Annotated in this window: 12 protein-coding genes and 1 pseudogene; 6 read left to right on the top strand and 7 right to left on the bottom strand. The window is 60.0% G+C overall.

The window, feature by feature from the left end:
• From NW829_RS06745 to NW829_RS06730, 4 genes and pseudogenes are all read left to right on the top strand, one after another.
• Positions 1-872, top strand: a pseudogene (locus NW829_RS06745) (hypothetical protein); the annotation flags it as partial.
• Between the two features lie 43 nt (positions 873-915).
• Positions 916-1,119 carry a type II toxin-antitoxin system VapB family antitoxin gene (locus NW829_RS06740; protein ID WP_011433302.1) on the top strand — a complete coding sequence of 68 codons (204 nt, stop codon included), beginning with the start codon at positions 916-918 and terminating at the stop codon, positions 1,117-1,119.
• Between the two features lie 2 nt (positions 1,120-1,121).
• Complete coding sequence (locus NW829_RS06735) at positions 1,122-1,517, top strand: PIN domain nuclease (protein ID WP_011433301.1); 396 nt, start codon at positions 1,122-1,124, stop codon at positions 1,515-1,517.
• 268 nt (positions 1,518-1,785) lie between these two features.
• The gene (locus NW829_RS06730) at positions 1,786-6,837 is read left to right on the top strand and encodes a DEAD/DEAH box helicase (RefSeq protein WP_414416723.1); all 5,052 of its coding nucleotides are present in this window, start codon (positions 1,786-1,788) and stop codon (positions 6,835-6,837) included.
• Here NW829_RS06730 and NW829_RS06725 read toward each other — a convergent pair.
• From NW829_RS06725 to pds, 3 genes are all read right to left on the bottom strand, one after another.
• Positions 6,834-7,649, bottom strand: coding sequence for an ABC transporter permease (locus NW829_RS06725; protein WP_414342371.1), 816 nt, complete (start codon positions 7,647-7,649; stop codon positions 6,834-6,836). The two genes, NW829_RS06730 and NW829_RS06725, sit on opposite strands and share 4 nt — an antisense overlap.
• Before the next feature lie 75 nt (positions 7,650-7,724).
• Positions 7,725-8,612, bottom strand: a complete 888-nt coding sequence (locus NW829_RS06720) for a phytoene synthase (RefSeq protein ID WP_414350814.1) — start codon at positions 8,610-8,612, stop codon at positions 7,725-7,727.
• Positions 8,613-8,769: 157 nt separating this feature from the next.
• Complete coding sequence (gene pds / locus NW829_RS06715) at positions 8,770-10,188, bottom strand: 15-cis-phytoene desaturase (protein ID WP_414413077.1); 1,419 nt, start codon at positions 10,186-10,188, stop codon at positions 8,770-8,772.
• 207 nt (positions 10,189-10,395) lie between these two features.
• Here pds and NW829_RS06710 point away from each other — a divergent pair, with 207 nt between their 5' ends.
• Positions 10,396-11,634 carry a phosphoglycerate kinase gene (locus NW829_RS06710; RefSeq protein ID WP_414413078.1) on the top strand — a complete coding sequence of 413 codons (1,239 nt, stop codon included), beginning with the start codon at positions 10,396-10,398 and terminating at the stop codon, positions 11,632-11,634.
• A gap of 123 nt (positions 11,635-11,757) precedes the next feature.
• Here NW829_RS06710 and NW829_RS06705 read toward each other — a convergent pair whose 3' ends face one another.
• From NW829_RS06705 to NW829_RS06695, 3 genes are all read right to left on the bottom strand, one after another.
• Positions 11,758-12,108 (bottom strand): DUF1257 domain-containing protein, encoded by a 351-nt coding sequence (locus NW829_RS06705; protein ID WP_011433295.1) that lies wholly within the window; start codon positions 12,106-12,108, stop codon positions 11,758-11,760.
• Between the two features lie 124 nt (positions 12,109-12,232).
• On the bottom strand, positions 12,233-13,744 hold the full coding sequence (locus tag NW829_RS06700) for an AAA family ATPase (protein ID WP_414350810.1): 1,512 nt from the start codon (positions 13,742-13,744) through the stop codon (positions 12,233-12,235).
• A 198-nt stretch (positions 13,745-13,942) separates the two neighbouring features.
• On the bottom strand, positions 13,943-14,314 hold the full coding sequence (locus NW829_RS06695; RefSeq protein ID WP_041436554.1) for a hypothetical protein: 372 nt from the start codon (positions 14,312-14,314) through the stop codon (positions 13,943-13,945).
• A gap of 178 nt (positions 14,315-14,492) precedes the next feature.
• On the opposite strand from NW829_RS06695, the gene NW829_RS06690 reads away from it, so the two are divergent.
• On the top strand, positions 14,493-14,699 hold the full coding sequence (locus NW829_RS06690; protein ID WP_414342377.1) for a hypothetical protein: 207 nt from the start codon (positions 14,493-14,495) through the stop codon (positions 14,697-14,699).
• Between the two features lie 21 nt (positions 14,700-14,720).
• Here the strand turns inward: NW829_RS06690 and NW829_RS06685 are convergent, their stop codons facing one another.
• A complete protein-coding gene (locus NW829_RS06685; RefSeq protein WP_414416722.1) occupies positions 14,721-16,589 on the bottom strand; it encodes an ABC transporter ATP-binding protein in 1,869 nt (622 codons plus the stop codon).
• Positions 16,590-16,808 lie beyond the last annotated feature (219 nt).

Here is a 16,808-nt window from a genome sequence, read left to right as displayed (position 1 = left end):
CTGATGAGCACCAGCACGCCGACCCGCACTTTGTTGTCCAGCCCTGGTACTGGGTATCTGCGGAAGAAGTCAAAGCCCGCCTGGGCGAGTGGCGACGCGGCTGGCTGTTGGGATTCAGACGCATTGCACGGGCAACGGATGAGCGCACTGCCATATTCACCTTAATACCCGCGACAGGAGCCGGAGATAATGTATTTCTACTGTTTCCAGATACCAACTCAGTACTCACAGCAACCCTGACAGGTAACTTGATTTCGCTCCCATTTGACTGGGTCGTTCGTCAAAAACTGGCAGGCGTTAACATGAACTTCTTTTACGTCGAGCAACTCCCCGTCCTGCCGCCCGAAGCCTACACCCCCGAAGATTTGCGCTTCATCGTCCCGCGCGTGCTGGAACTGGTCTACACCGCCTGGGATATGAAACCCTTCGCCGACGACGTATGGCGAGAGGCAGACGAAGGATTGCGGGCTGTGATTAGACCTCACCCCCCGACCCCCTCGCCCGCAGCACTGGGTGAGGGCTTCCCCTTCCCGCCGTTCACCTGGAACGAGGAACGCCGCGCCATCCTCCGCGCTGAACTGGATGCGTACTACGCCCGGCTCTACGGCCTCACCCGCAAGCAACTGCGCTACATCCTCGACCCGGCAGACCTCACCGAACGCGAACTGGAAGACATACTCGACCCGCGGGAAGAGGTGGCAGACCCGCTCGACTCGGCTGGCTACGCTACCCGCGCTGCCGCTAGCACCTTCCCCGGCGAAACCTTTCGCGTGCTGAAGGAGAAGGAGCAGCGGATGTACGGCGAATACCGCACCCGGCGGCTGGTGCTGGAGGCGTGGGAGAAGCTGGCGCAGCACTCAATAAAAGCTTAGAATACACATAGATCTACATTTCTATACACACAAGTGGCTCCTCATGCGCACCAACATCGTCCTGGATGACGACCTGATCGAGCGTGCCCGCCAGGTAACCGGCCTCAAGACCAAGCGCGAGGTGATTCACGAAGCGCTGCGTGTCCTGATTCGCCTACACGAGCAAGCTGAGATCCGCAACTTACGCGGCAAGTTGAAATGGGAGGGCAATTTGCAGCAGCAACGCCTGTCGTGCCTGCAGGACTGAGGATGATCCTGGTGGACAGCACCATCTGGATTGATTACTTCAACGGCATTTCATCGCTTCACACCGACTATCTGGATTGGGCCCTGGATCAAACTCTTATCCTGGTGGGCGACCTGATTTTGGCAGAAGTCTTGCAGGGCTTTCGCAAAGATGCCGATTTCGAGCAGGCTCGCTGTGCTCTGGTGAAATTGCATCAGGTGCAAATGGTTAACCCCTCCCTGGCGGTGAAAAGTGCGCAGAACTTTCGCTTGTTGCGTCGCAAAGGCGTGACGGTGCGCAAAACAATAGACAGTTTGATTGCCACTTGGTGCATTGAGAACAATGTTCCGCTCCTCCACCACGACAGTGACTTCGATGGCTACGAGGCGCATCTAGGATTGCGGGTTATTCGTCCATGAGGCAGAGGTGGCCTTCTGCAGACCAGTTTTCTCTTGACATACCCCCTGCCTAAAGGCAAGGGATTCTGGTTCCTGCATTCGGAGAACGCTGCAGCCGTCGGCGGGTACTGGAGGTGTGGGGGAAGCTGGCGCATTGCCGATCCCACTTCGGAGATATCTTTTTGCCGTTCAGCGGGCCGTAGATCTTGGTGGGTGCGGTTTCAAACACCACTTGCGGCATCTTCAAGCTAGGCTTGAGCTAACCAAGCGGGCCTTAAGGGCAGATTCGATGTCCGCCATCTTTGATCTCCACGCCACTGTTCTGGACGACTATCGCGATTTTGTCCGCTCCTTTTTTCTCATTGGCGACCAACGGGCGCAAGCCTTTGTGAATCAAGCTCTAGAGGAAGGGATCCACCTCTGGCCAGAACCCCTCCTCCAGCTCAGCCCTAGTTATGTATCTGGTCCAACCGTTGACGAGTTGGCCGAGGCGGGGCGCATTGCCCAAGAAACAGCCCGCATTTTCCGCTTTGAGGATGGCAGACCCTTCCGCCTCTACCGCCACCAGGAGGAAGCTGTTGCCAAGGCCCTAGCAGGCAAGAGTTTTGTCGTTACCAGCGGCACCGGCTCTGGCAAAAGCCTTTGCTACTTCTTGCCCATCATTGACAACTGGATTCGCCAGGGGGGATCCCTGGGCCAGGTGACGGCCCTGGTGGTCTATCCCATGAACGCCCTGGTTAACTCCCAATACCAGTCTTTACAAACTCTGCGCGAGCGCTACGAGCGCGCCTACCATCGCCCTTTTCCGCTGCGCTTTGCCAAGTACACCGGGGAAACTGCAGAAAGCGACCGGGAAGATCTGCGCCGGGATCCGCCCCAAATTCTGCTTACTAACTACGTGATGGCGGAGCTGCTTTTGGTGCGCCCCGAAGATCAGCGCTTTTTAAGTTCCAACGGGCTGCGCTTTCTGGTCTTTGACGAGCTGCACACCTACCGAGGCCGGCAGGGGGCCGATGTGGCCATGCTGGTTCGCCGCCTAAAAGGACGCTGTGGGGCCAAGAACTTGGTGCATATTGGCACCAGCGCCACCATGATCTCCCGACCAGAAGCCGACGCCCAGGAGCGCCGCCAGACTGTAGCCGCCTTTGCCAGCCGCTTTTTCGGCCATCCCTTTGGGCCGGAGCACGTCATTGAGGAAACCCTGGCCCCCCTCACCGAGGGCGGCCCACCCACGGTGGCAGAGCTGAAGAGCGCCCTGGACTTGCCTTGGCCTACAAACCAGGCCGATCTGCGCCGCCATCCCCTGATGCGCTGGCTAGAGTATGAGCTGGGCCTGGAGCAAAGTCCCGATGGCAGCTTCAGGCGCCGCGTGCCCAGGAAGCTTTCCAAGGTAGCCGCCCAACTGGCAGAGCTGACCAGCACTACCCCTGAGAGCTGCACCGAGTCCCTACGCCAGTTTCTGGCCCACGCCAGCAGCCTGCGGGAGGGCTCTAGCCGCGGCCCGGCCTTGAAGTTGCACCAGTTTATCTCCCAGGGCCGCACCCTCTATGCCACCCTGGAGAGTCGGGACAAGCGGCAGTTTTCCCTGGAAGGACAAGTGCAAGCAGGGGAAGGAAAGCTGTTTTTCCCCGTCAAGTTCTGCCGCCACTGTGGCCAGGACTACTACCACGTCCTCAGGTCAAAGACTCACTTCCTGCCCTATCCTCTGGGGGAAGAGGTTGAGGAAGGCGAAGACCAGCAGGCCGGCTACCTCAGCTTGGATCCTCTTGACAACGAGTGGTCGCTGGAGCAGATCCCCGAAGACTGGTACACCCCTGAGGGCAGACTCAGGTCCAACTGGGGAAAGCGCGTCCCCCAAGCCGTCTGGGTGCGCCCGGATGGCTCCTTTTCCGAGTACCCCCAGGCGGAGGCGCAGAAGATGTGGTGGCAGCCCCAGCCCTTTTCTCTTTGCCTAGCTTGCGGCGAGTACTACAGTGAGCGGGAGCGGGAGTTCGCCAAGCTGGCTTCCCTCTCCAGCGAAGGCCGCTCCAGCGCCACCACCATTCTGGCCACTTCTCTGCTGCGCCATGCCGAGCAAACCCAGGCCGCTTGCAGCAAGCTGCTGACTTTTACCGACAACCGCCAGGACGCCTCCCTGCAGGCCGGCCACTTCAACGATTTTGTGCATGTGGCCCTTCTGCGGGCCTCGCTCTATGCTGCCCTCCTCAAGAAAAAAGAGCTGGGCTTTGACGAGGTGGCCCAGGAAGTGGTGCGGGCTTCTGGCCTGGAGCTTGCCGACATTGCCCAAAACCCGGCTTTGGATCCCGACTCGCCCAGTGCCGAGGAAGTGTGGCAGACCTTTAGCGAGCTAACCGAATACCGGCTCTATGAAGATCTGCGGCGCGGCTGGCGGGTTACCCACCCCAACTTGGAACAGGTGGGCCTGCTGAAAATCGAGTACCGCGGCCTCGGGGAGCTCTGCCAAAATTCAGCCCTGGCTTCCCTTCACCCCTGGTTTGCCCAAGCCAGCCCTGACGAGCAAGAGCAACTGCTGCGGGCTCTGTTGGATCAGTTTCGGCGCCAATTGGCCATCGATGTGCCCGTGCTCAAGGCAGAGCCCCAGAGAAGGCTGCGCCGGCGCGCCCAGCAATATCTCAATGAGTTTTGGGGCCTGGAAGAGCATGAGGAGTTGCGGACGGCTCGCTTCTTTGTGCGCCAGAACCCTTCCCGGGAAAACGGGCAAATGCTCAGCCTGGGCCCCCGCAGCACCATTGGTCGCTTCCTCCGCAGGCGCCTTGATCTGAACCAAGAAGCCTACGACAGGTTTTTAGAGTCCCTGCTTTCTCTCCTAGTTAGCTACGACCTGCTGCGGCGCCACTCGGAGAATGGCCAGGAAGCCTACCAGCTCAACGCTGGCTGTCTGCGCTGGTGCCTGGGCGATGGCTCGCCGCCGCCAGATCCTCTGTATTCCCGCCGGGCCGAGCAGAGCGGCTACTCCTCTGCCCGCCGCCCCGTTAATCTCTTTTTCCAGCGCCTCTACCAGGCCGGGGCAGCAGGGCTGGGATCCCTGGAGGCTAGGGAGCACACTGCCCAAGTGGTTCGGCCAGGAGAGCGGGAGCAGCGAGAAAGGCGCTTTCGCGGGGAGGATCAAGCTCGACGCCTTCCCTATTTGGTGTGCTCGCCAACCCTGGAGTTGGGGGTCGATATTGCCGATTTGGATCTGGTACATCTGCGCAACGTCCCTCCAACGCCGGCCAACTACGCTCAGCGCAGTGGACGCGCAGGCCGCCAGGGGCAACCGGGGCTAATCGTAACGTATTGCAGTGCTTTCAACAGCCACGACCAGTACTACTTCCGCCGCCGCGCCGAGATGGTGGCCGGTCGAGTGCGCCCTCCCCGCCTGGATCTAGCCAACGAATCGCTGCTGCGCGCTCACATCCACGCCGTTTGGTTGGCTCAGGTGCGCCTGCCCCTAGGCAATTCCATTGAAACCGTCATCGACGCGGATCGGGAAGAGCTGCCCCTCAGGGAGACAGTGGCCCAGCAAATCCAACTTGAGGAGTCTGCCCGCCAACAAGTGAAGGAGCAGGTGCAGAAGCTGCTGGCCGCCGATCGCCAACTCCTAGATAAAAGCGGCTGGTTTAGCGAGCGCTGGCTTCAGCAGGTCATTGAAGAGGCACCCCAGGCTTTTGACCGAGCTTTCGATCGCTGGCGAGAGCTCTATCGGGCTGCCACGCAGCAGTTGGAAGCCGCTAACCGCCAGCTCCAGACGACTCGCCAAAAGAAAGACCAACAGGAAGCCGAGCGCCGCCAGCAAGAAGCCCTGCGCCAGCGCAACTTGCTGCTGCAGATTGGAACCCAGCGGGAGGAAAGCGACTTCTATCCCTACCGCTATTTGGCTAGCGAAGGCTTCTTGCCCGGCTACAACTTCCCTGCCTTGCCGGTGCGGGCCTGGGTGCCCCGCGGCAGCGAGGGCGAGTTCATCGCCCGGCCTCGCTTTTTGGCTATCCGCGAGTTTGCTCCCCACAACTTCCTCTACCATGAGGGCTGCCAGTGGGAAGCAGTGGCGTTTCAGGCTCCGCCCGGCGGCCTGGAGGAGCGCAAAAGTAGCCACAAGCTCTGTTTTAGCTGTGGGGCCTTTGCCGATCCCCACCTGGATTGCTGCCCCGTCTGCGGCACCCAGTTCGATGGGCAAAACAGCCTCTTTACCCAGCTTCTGGAAATGCCCAATGTGCGCATGCGGCGGCGGGATCGCATCACAGCTGACGAAGAGGAGCGGCGGCGGCAAGGCTACGAGCTGCAGACCTTCTTCCAGTTTGCTCCCGAAAGCTCTGGCTACCGCGTCCAAGAAGCTGATGTGCTGAGCGGACAAACTCCCCTGCTGCAGTTGCGCTATGCCCCGGCGGCCACCCTGCTACGCATCAACCACGGCTGGCGGGGAAGTGGAGGGCGCGGCTTTTTGGTCAACTTTGAAAATGGGGAAGTTCCCTCGCGAGCTCAGCTTGAGCGGAACAGGGCAGGCTCGTCCAACCCAGTCCCCCTGCAGTCCATTCGCCTGGCGGTGCGCAGTACCCAAAACCTGTTGCTGGTGCGCCTGGTTCAGCCAGGGGTGGAGAATCCGCAGGCCCTGGAGACCACCCTGCGCTATGCCCTCAAGCGAGGGATCGAAGAGACCTTTGAGCTAGAAGAGACAGAGCTGGCCGCCGAGTGCATCGGCCAGGGATCCCATCAGGCCATGCTCTTCTACGAAACAGCAGAAGGGGGCGCTGGCGTCGTGCGGCGCCTGGTGGAAGAGCCCCAGGCTCTAGCGGAAGTGGCCCAAGTGGCGCTGGAGATCTGTCACTTCCAGCTTTCAGAGGCCGGGATCCAAGACCTGCGGCCCGAATGCCGAGCAGCCTGCTACGAATGCCTGCTCAGCTATGCCAACCAACGGGAAGCGCTGCAGCTTGACCGCTATCAGATCCGGGATCTTTTGGGCCTGCTGGCCAACAGCCGCACCGAGCTGCGCTCCCTGGGTCGCTCCCGCCAAGAGCACCTGGAGTGGCTGCGCCAGCTCATCGATCCCCGCTCGGAACTGGAGCGCCGCTTTCTGGAGACCCTCGCAGCAGGGGGTTATCGCCTTCCCGACGACGCTCAGAAAGCCATTGCCGATCCCCGCTGTGTTGTCGACTTCTTCTATGATCCCAACGTCTGCATCTTCTGCGATGGCCCAGTCCACGACCAGCCTGCCCAAGCGGAACGGGATCGCCAACTGCGCTCGCAGCTGCAGGGACGGGGCTACCGCGTGCTTGTTCTGCGCTACAACCAAGATTTGCAAGAGCAGCTGGCTCGCTACCCAGAAGTATTTGGCAAGGGCAGCTAGTCCTGCTGGTGGGAAAACAGATAAGCTCCCACAAAAGCCAGGATTACCGCCAAGCCGCCCAAAACTCCCACCGTGTACCAGGGAAACTCCGCAAGCGGCTGGTAGGCGGCTGCCCGCATGCCAATGCTGGCGTAGGAAAGGGGCAGGCAATAGACCAGCACCTGCAGGTAGGTCGGCAACTGGGCGGGATCGAAAAAGGTGGCCCCCAGAAAAGACATGGGCGTAATCAAAAAGTTGGTTAGCACGCCCACACTCTCCAGGCTGGGCACCTTCAAGCCAGCAATTACCCCAATGCCGGCAAAGACGGCGCAATCCAAAAGTAGAACCAACAGCGACAAGGGGTGAAGCAGGCCCCAGGCCCCCGTACCCAGCACCCCCACCGCCAACACCCCCAAGGCCGTCAGCAGGCCGCGGGCAATGCCCGCCAGCACCTTGCCCAGATGCAAAGACAAGGGGTGCACCGGCAACAGCAGCAGCTCTTCAAAGCTCTTGGTAAATAGCCGCGATCCACAAATGGAGAAGGTGGTGCCGGCAAAGCTGATGGTCATGGCTGAAAGAGCCACCATCCCCGGCAAGATAAAGCGCAAATAAGAACCTGCCGCCGTGGATCCGGCCACCTCGGCCAAAGCTTCGGCCCGCAGGGATCCCCCTAGGCCCACCCCAAAGGCAACAATGTAGATGAGGGGAGCCACCAGCCCCGAGGCCACCACCTGCCAAACTCGCCCCCGCAGATCCAGCCAGTCGCGCCAGAAGATGGTTAAACTGTCTTCCCAGATTCGCTGATAGGGTAGGGTCAGGGCACGGCTTACCATAGGTTTTCTTCGCTGTATTAGAGGTCTTCTTGTTTTCTGCTGCCGCGGCCGTGGGGAACTGCTTGCTGCTCCCTACTAGTAACCGTAGTAGTTGGAGCGCCGCGACCGCCACCAGGCCACCGGCAGCGCCAATGCCTTGCTGAGAGTGGACACGTAAGCGCGGGTGCGAAAAACCTGGTAGTGGTTGCGCTCGATGGCGTTGAGAATCTGCCGGTAGAGCATCAAGGAAGCGGCTACCGGCCAGCGGGAGTCCGGCTGCAGGGTAGGGATCCCCCGTTCCGCTTGGGCATAGAGCTCTCTAGCCCGCCGGATCTCATAGTCCATCAAAGCCATCCAGCGCTCGTCAATAACATAGTTAAACAGGTCCCGCTCGGAGTAGTTGAAGCGGCGCAGATCTTCCAGGGGGATGTAGATCCGCCCGCGGCGGGCGTCCTCTCCCACATCCCGCAAGATGTTGGTTAGTTGCATGGCGATCCCCAGCGCCACCGCCTCCTCGCGGCCATCCCGGCCCGGCACAAACCCCATGATCTCCGAGCACATCAGCCCCACCACCCCAGCCACGCGGTAGCAGTAGACCCGCAGATCCTCCCAGGTGGCGTAGCGCTGGGTATCCAAGTCCATGCTCTGCCCCCGCAGCATCTCGCGAAACGGCTCGATGGAAAGGCGGTAGGTGCGGATGGTGTGGATCAAAGCGAGGTCCGTGGGGACTTGCGGCTCGCCTCCCTGGAAGAGCGACTCCAGATGGGATCCCCACTGCTCCAGCTTGCTGCGGGTGACCTCCACCTCTGCCTGGCTGGCTTCCAGTCCATCCAGCAACTCATCGGTTTGCCGCAGCCAAGCGTAGATGGCCCAGATGGCCCGCCGTTTGGACTGGGGCAAGAGCAGGGATCCCAGGTAGAAAGTCTTAGCGTGCTTGGCCGTAATCTGGCGACAGAGGGCAAAAGATTGCTCAAGCGGACTCATCTGGCTGATCTCCAGGGGCGCAGGGCCAGGATAGAGAAGGAAGGGAAACGGCGAGGGCACATATCAACACTACGGGAAAGCGGACGCCGCGGATAGCCTAGAAGAGGTTGTGGGGAAAAGAAAGATTCGAAAGGCATAGGAGGCGGACGGCGGAGAGCTAGACCCCCGCAGCTGCCAGAGTTGAGGCCGAGACAGAAGCGCGTTGAAATGGGATCCCCTTGTTGATGGCCTCCGCCGCCCACTTGCCGGAGAGGATGGCCCCCTCCATGCTGCCCAGGAAGGGCTGTAGGGTGTAGCTGCCCGCCAAGAAGAAGTTGGGAATAGGGGTAACTTGAGTGGGGCGATACTGCTGTCTGCCAGGGGTAGCCTTGTAGACCGAGCGCGGCGTTTTCACCACCACCCACTTGCGCACGCGGGCGGGGTTGGGGCCGGTAAGGTGCTGGGGAAAGAGTTTTTTCAGTTCCTCCAGCGTGGCGGCAAAGATCTCCTCATCGCCGCGATCAATCCACTCGGCAGCCGGAGCCAGCACCAGCTCCAACATGGACCGCTCCGGATCGGCATAGGCCCGGCAGGTGTTGCTCATGTCGGCATACACGCTCAATAGCGGCGAGCGGGAAAACAAGGAGTGATCGATGTGAGTAATCTTGCGGTCAAACCAGATCTGCAGGCTAATTACTGGCACCCCCTCCAGTTCACGCAGCTTTTGGAAAAAGGGGATCCCCCACCACTGCGCCGGCAGCAGCTCCTTGAGCGCGTCCACCGAAAGGGCCGAGACATAGGCATCGGCAGTCACCTCCACCGGCCCAGAGGGGGTGGCTAAGCAAAACCCGGCCACGCTGTTATCGAGGTTGAGACGAATGTCCTGCAACGCCGCCTTCAAATGCACTTCCCCCCCACGGGCGACAATGTAGTCCACCATCGGCTGGCAGAGCCGCTCTGGGGGAGCGCCGTCTAGGTAGGCAATTTTGGAGCCATCCTTCTGCTGCAAAAAGCGGTTCAGGGCGGTCAGGGGCACCATGGCCGAGATCTCATCCGGGTTGATGAAGGCCAGGGCCTTGGAGACGGCAATGAAAATATCGGTGTTGACCCGCTCGTCAATACCCTGCCGCCGCAGCCATTCCAAGAGGCTATAGCGATCCATCTGCTCCACATAGCGCTGGCCGCGAATCATGGCCGGCACCAGCCCCAGGGCAAACTTCACCTTTTCCCCCCAGGTGAGCATGTCGTTGTTGCGCAAGATGCCGACAATGGCGTTGAAAGGAGCGGGAATATCCGGCAGGTCAAAGCGGGAATAGGTGCCCGGCTTGTCCGGCTGGTTGAAAATCAAGCTGTGTTCCTTCCACTGCAGGCGATCGGAGATGCCCAGCTCCCGGAACAGCTGCAACGTGTTGGGGTAGGCGCCAAAAAAGTTGTGCAGCCCCGTCTCGATCCAGTCGCCGTCGGCATCTTTCCAGGCAGCCACCAGGCCACCCAAAACATCCCGCCGCTCAAAGAGGAGCGGTTGATGCCCGGCATCGCAGAGATACTTGGCACAGGCCAGCCCGGCCAGCCCGCCACCAGCAATGGCAACACGCATGAGGGTAACGACAAAGCAACATTTTTATTCTATTTGCAAACCGTTACAATCGCTGAGGCCAAGGGTCAGACGGAAGGCCAACCCGGCACCAGCAGCAGGACAAGGGGATCCCGAAGCCCATCTGTCTCACTGCCGGGATCCCAATCGCTGGTAGGATACATACGGAAGAAAAAATAAAGACTTTCTGCAGTCCGGGGGAAAACAACGATGGCCAAACAAACACTGGGATCCCTGCTGTCATCCGGCTTTGATCTGGCCGGCAAGCGCGTGCTGGTGCGAGCCGATTTCAATGTCCCCTTGGACGCCCAGGGCAACATTACCGATGACACCCGCATTCGGGCTGCTCTGCCCACCGTCCAGGCCCTCACCCAGGCAGGCGCCAAAGTGATCCTCACCAGCCACCTGGGCCGCCCCGTCAAGAAGGACAAAGAGACAGGCGCGGTTAAGGTCGCCCGCGAGGGCAATAGCCTGGCCCCCGTAGCCACCCGTCTTTCTCAATTGCTGGGCCAGCCGGTTGCCTTTGCCCCCGACTGCATCGGCCCTGAGGCCGAGGCGGTAGTGAACCGCCTGGAAAACGGCCAGGTGGCCCTGCTGGAAAACGTCCGCTTCTACCCAGAAGAGGAGGACAACGACCCGGAATTTGCCCGCAAGCTGGCCTCACTGGCCGACCTGTTTGTCAACGACGCCTTTGGCAGCGCCCACCGCGCCCACGCCTCCACTGCCGGCGTCACCGCCTACCTCCAGCCTGCTGTGGCCGGCTACCTGGTGGAAAAGGAGCTGCAGTTTCTTTCGGGCGCCATCGAGAATCCGCGGCGCCCCTTGGCGGCCATCATCGGCGGCTCCAAAGTGTCCAGCAAAATCGGCGTCATCGAGAGGCTGCTGGAGAAGGTGGATAAGCTCCTCCTCGGCGGCGGCATGATCTTTACCTTTTACCAAGCCCAAGGGATCCAAACCGGCAAGTCTTTGGTGGAAACCGACAAGCTGGATCTGGCCCGCTCCCTGATGGAAAAAGCCAAAGAGCGGGGGGTGGAGCTGCTGCTGCCGGTGGATGTGGTGGTAGCCGATAGGTTTGACAAAGATGCCCAGGCCCAGACCGTTTCCATCCACGCCATCCCCGAGGATTGGATGGGCTTGGACATCGGCCCGGAATCGATCAAAGCCTTCCAGGCTGCCCTGCAGGGGTGCCAAACCGTGGTCTGGAATGGGCCGATGGGCGTGTTCGAATTCGACCGCTTTGCCCTGGGCACAGAAGCCATCGCCCGCACCCTGGCCGATCTCACTCAAGCGGGAGCCACCACCATCATCGGCGGCGGCGACTCGGTGGCTGCCGTGGAAAAAGTGGGCCTGGCCGACAAAATGACCCATATCTCCACCGGTGGCGGAGCCAGCCTGGAGCTATTGGAAGGGAAGGTGCTGCCCGGCATTGCCGCTCTCACAGAAGCGTAGGTTCCTCCTTCGGGTCGCAGCCCCTCCAATCCAAAAACCAAGCCAAAAAGTAGGGGCTGGATTCAGCCCCTCCTAACTTTAGTCGGTGTAGATCGCTGCAGCGATGGCGAGACAGGATCCGGCTTAGTGCACCACCACTTTAACGTTGGCGTTGTTCAGGCCAGGACGCTTCACCTCGGCCAAGGTCTTGTTGACGGCGTACTTCTGGTTGATGGAGTTGATCAACTCGGTCTGGTTGTGCTTCTTGGCCACGCCCCACAAATCGGCAATCAGGTCGTAGGAACCGTCGGGATTCTTCGACCAGCCCAGATCGTAGTCGCCTTCCAACTGAGCCACGATGTCAGCGCGAACACGCTGGCCGTTGTAGCCACGCACGTCGGCGTTCAGCTTAACGGTGTAGCCGAGATCGCGCAGAGAGTTGATCAGGACTTGACCGTCGGTGATTTTGGTACGCAGGGTGCTAAAATGAGACATGGTGTTTCTCTCCTGTGTGTAGGGGTTGGAACATCGACACAAACAATGGGCACTGTTCTTTGGGGAAGGTTTGGGCCCTGCCGTCCCTGCTTCTGTCAAGGTAGCTTTGGATCCTCACCTCCTCCTAGAACTCCAGCCGCTGGTACTCGGCTACAGAGGCCGCTGCAGGCCGAGCCCGCTGCTGGGCCCATTCCCTCAACGCTACCACTTGCTCCGTCATGGTGCGAGATAGCGGTTGAGTTGCTTTCGTTGCTGCCAGAATGTCCAGCTGGGTAAACTCACGGTTCTGGGCAAACGCTTCGTACATGGCAGCAATCAAAACTTGTTCGATCTCTGCGCCGGAGAAGCCTTCACAGGCGGCAGCTAGCTGGCGCAGGTCAAAGCGGCTGATATCGCGCCGCCGCTTCTGCAGGTGGATCCGAAAGATCTCGATGCGCTCGTTGATGTTGGGCAAGTCCACGAAGAAGATTTCGTCAAAACGGCCCTTGCGCAAGAATTCGCCCGGCAGACGGTCCACACGGTTGGCGGTGGCCATGACAAAGACCGGCGAGCGCTTCTCCTGCATCCAGGTTAGGAAAGAGCCAAAGATGCGGCTGGAGGTGCCCCCGTCAGAATCGCTGGAGCCTGCTGATCCAGCAAAGGCTTTGTCCAGCTCGTCGATGAAAAGGATGGCAGGGGCGAGAGATTCAGCAGTTCGCAGGGCACTGCGCAGATTCGCTTCCGATTTGCCCACCATGGAGCCATCATAAACGCGGCCCATGTCCAGACGCAGCAGGGGCAGGCCCCAGAGACGGGCAGTGGTCTTGGCGATCAGCGACTTACCGCAGCCAGGCACGCCCAGGATCAGCATACCCTTGGGTTGAGGCAGTCCATAGGCGCGGGCCCGCTCAGTGAAGGCCTCAGAACGTTGCAGCAGCCAGCGCTTCAGCTCTTCCAGACCGCCAACGGCGTCGATGGTCTCGTCCTCTTCGATAAACTCGAGAATGCCGTTGCGCCGGATCAGCTGCTTCTTCTCAGAGAGGATGATGTCTACTTCTGCCTCGGTGAGGCGACCATGCATCACCACAGCCTTGCGGTAGACTTTTTCTGCCTCGTCCTGCGTTAGGCCCAGGGCCGCCTTGAGCAACTTTTCGCGGGTATCAGGAGCCAAAGGCAGGGAGCGCGGGATCTGCTCCAGCTGGCGGTTGAGGGCGCGCTCCAATGTGGCCATGTCCGGCAGGGGGAAGTCCACTACGCAAATGTCTTTCTCCAGCTCGACCGGGATCACCTGCACCGGCGACATGAGCAGGATGGTTTTGTGGGATCCCTTCAGGCTGGCAATAGCATCCCGCAGCCAGCGCTTCACCTCGGTGTTGTCCAAGAAGTCATGTAGGTCTTTGAAGACGCAGATGGCGGGATCCTTTTGCTCCATTACCCACTGGATGGCGGGCTGGGGGGATTGGGTGTTGTGCTGGGTGAGGCTGCGGGGGTTGCCGTATTCGACGATGCCGTGGGTAACTGTCCAAATGAATAGGCGACGCTGAGGCTTAAGGGTGCGGGCAATTGCTGCCAGAGCCGCTTCTGCCCGTTCCTCCTCTGGAGTCAGCAGGTACAGCAGTGGGTATTGAGCTTGAATGAGGATGCTTAGCTCTTGCATGGGAAACACCAACTGCAGAGGGGAAATTTCAGGAGCCGCCAGAACGGTTGAAAAATGGGGTTCGAGTTGCCTAGGTATTGGATTGCACTTGGGAGTACGCCCTTGTTGGATGGATTTTGAGAGGATTTTAGAAGCCTTCTGTGTTGCTGTCTGCTCCTATCAGCTCAAGTTCCTGAAGGGGGCCCGCTTGGGAGCGTTCTAGCAGGGTACCAGAGCATCCTGCCGTTGCTCTTCCGAGCCAGCAGCCGATCCCCAGTATTCTGGCTCCACCTCTTCAAGGATGGCTTCGGCAGCCGATGTCTGGTGCAGGGAAACCACCTCTCCATCGCGGATAACAAATGGGTGACTACACTTGGGACATTGATGGACACGATAGGCGCTACCTTGTACCCCTTCAATGACCTCTGGGTGAAGCAGATAGAAGGTAATGGCCTTCTCTGCCACTGCCGACATCGGCTCCCGCTCCACGGCAGCCCGAATCTTCAGATTCCGGTGCAGCTCAGGTGAGAGATACAGGGTCACCTTCTGCTTGGACTCTGTGCCTTCCACTACCTCTGGCCGATGATTCATGGCTAACCGCTTTCTTTGAATTGCTTGCCAAACTTGGGGCCTATCATAGCCAGTCTGCCGGCTTGACGGCAAGTTTTTAACAATCTGTAACAAACAATTTTCTTGATGGCCCTCTGTGGATACCTGCGGCTGGGGGAGTAGGCTAGGTGGAAGACAAGGAGCGGAATGTCCAATCCCTATGGAACGCTTGATCAACACCCTCAGCAAAAATTTCTCTAGCTGGGGCCGCCGTGCCCTGGTGCAGGCCGGCGATGGTTTGGCCAGCTTGAGAGACACTGCCGTGGATAACGGCAATCTGTTACTCTGCAAGGCTCGCATCGCGTTCGCGGATGCCAGCTTCACCACCCTAAAGGCAATTCGGTCTCGCTTTGGCGCCAGTCGCTGACGGTTGGGCAGAAGCACCCTGCTAGCCGCCCAGATCTTGCAGCCGATAGAGGCTGGCATAGAGCCCGCTGAGGGCCATGAGCTCGGCATGGGATCCCTGCTCTTTGAGTTCCCCCCGCTGCAGAACCAAGATGCGATCCACATCGCGGATGGTGGAAAGGCGGTGGGCGATGATCAGGGCGGTGCGATCCCGCAGCAGGGTGTCTAGAGCGGATTGCAGGAGGGCTTCGGTGCCCACATCCAGGCTGGCGGTGGCTTCGTCCAAAACCAAGATTTTGGGATCCCGCCACATGGCCCGCACAAAGCTGATAAGCTGTTTCTGGCCGCTGGAGAGGTTGCTGCCCCGCTCTCGCACAGGGGTGGCGTAGCCTTGGGGCAAATTGCGGAGGAAGTCATGCAGGTTGAGTTGGCGGGCGACCTGCTCCACTGCCGCTAGATCTGCCTTCTCTCCTAGGGTGATGTTTTGCTGGATATCCCCGGAAAACAAAAATCCATCCTGCAGGATTACCCCTAGGTGGCGGTGCAGCTCGGCTTGGGGGAGATCGCGAATATCGACACCGTCGATGCGAATGGAGCCGTGGGTTACGTCGTAGAGACGGCAGAGCAAGCGAATGATGGAGCTTTTCCCGGCTCCCGTGGGCCCCACCAGAGCCACTTTTTCTCCGGGGCGGATGGTGAAGGTGAGGTCTTTGAGCACCCACTCCCCGGGGTTGTAGGCAAACCAGACGTGCTCGAACTGCACCTCTCCTCTGGCATTGGGGGGCAAGTGGCGGGGCTGAGCGGGATCCCGGATGGCGACCGGCAGGCTGAGGATGGCATCGATGCGCTCGACGGCGGTGAACCCCGCCTGCAGGGCGGTGAACTTTTCGGCCAACTGCCGCAGCGGGTTGAAAAACCGTTGTGAAAAGAGAATAAAGGCGTAGAGGCTGCCAAAGGTGAGGGGTTCCCCGGGCAGGGGCAGGGATCCCGTCCATCCCCCTCCAAGTGAGCCCCTACCGGCTGACATCACCTGCTGCCCGCCCACCCAGAGCAAAGCCGCCACGGCCAGCCAAGACACCCACTCCAAAACGGCAGAAAGGGCAGAATCATAGAGGATGGTTTGATCCACTTCCCGGATGTAGCGGCGGTTCATGGTTTGAAAAATCTCGCTGTTCAACCGCTCCCGGCGAAACAGTTGCACAACGACAATGCCCAAGATGTTCTCCTGGATCCAGGAGTTCAGTTTGGAGAGTTCTTCGCGCACGCGAAAGTTGGCATCGCGAAAGCGGCGCTGCAACTCGAGGACAACGGCGCTGATGGGCAGGACGATCAAGATCAGCAGCAAGCCCAGATCCCAGCGTTGGCTGAGCATGACCACCGCGATCACCCCCAGGGTAAACAGGTCGCTGACGATGCCGACGGCACCGGTGGAAAAGACATCTCCCAGGGCTTCCACATCGTTGGTGATGCGGGTGATCAGCTTACCCACCGGGGTGCGGTCGAAAAACTGAGCCGGCAAGGCCAGAATGTGGGCGAAGAGATCGTCGCGGATGTCGCGAGTCATCAATTGCCCCAGCTTTTGGCTGACATACCCTTCCAGGGCTTGGAAGAGCCAGCGAACCAGTACCGTTAGGATCAACAGCCCCACATAGGGCCAAAGGTCGGAGAGGATCCCGGCCTCACCTCGTTCCAGCGCTCGGGCAATGGGGCCATCCAGAGCCCGCTGTAGGATCAGAGGCTGCACCGCATCCGCCAGCGCCAAGGGAGGCAGAAAGGCCAAGGCGGCCAACACCAGCCTGAGGTGCCGACGGGCGTAGGGCCAGAGGAGCCGCAGCAGCCGCCAATCGCTGGCTCGCCGCGGGCGGGGATCCCTACTTAAATCGGTATCGGGGGGAGAGGCGGCAAGGCTCACAGGCTTACACCCGAGAACAACAAAGACAACTCATAGAGAGCACTGATCTACTCTAAGCGCTCTCCCTGAGGGAGAGGGAGTTTGGGATCCGCAAGGGTTTCCTCGCCATTGGGAATGGCTATAGCTGCACCCCTAATGGCTCTGGGACGGACGGAAAACTGGCCGCTTCAGCTAGAAATCGCAGGAGCCCCGCACTGTACCCGTAGGGTCAGTGCCGGG

The sequence above is a fragment of the Synechococcus sp. R55.8 genome (genome assembly GCF_047461895.1).
GTDB lineage: Bacteria > Cyanobacteriota > Cyanobacteriia > Thermostichales > Thermostichaceae > Thermostichus.
The sequence above is the reverse complement of the archived record's forward strand: the minus strand, read 5'-3'. Positions and strand labels throughout refer to the sequence as shown.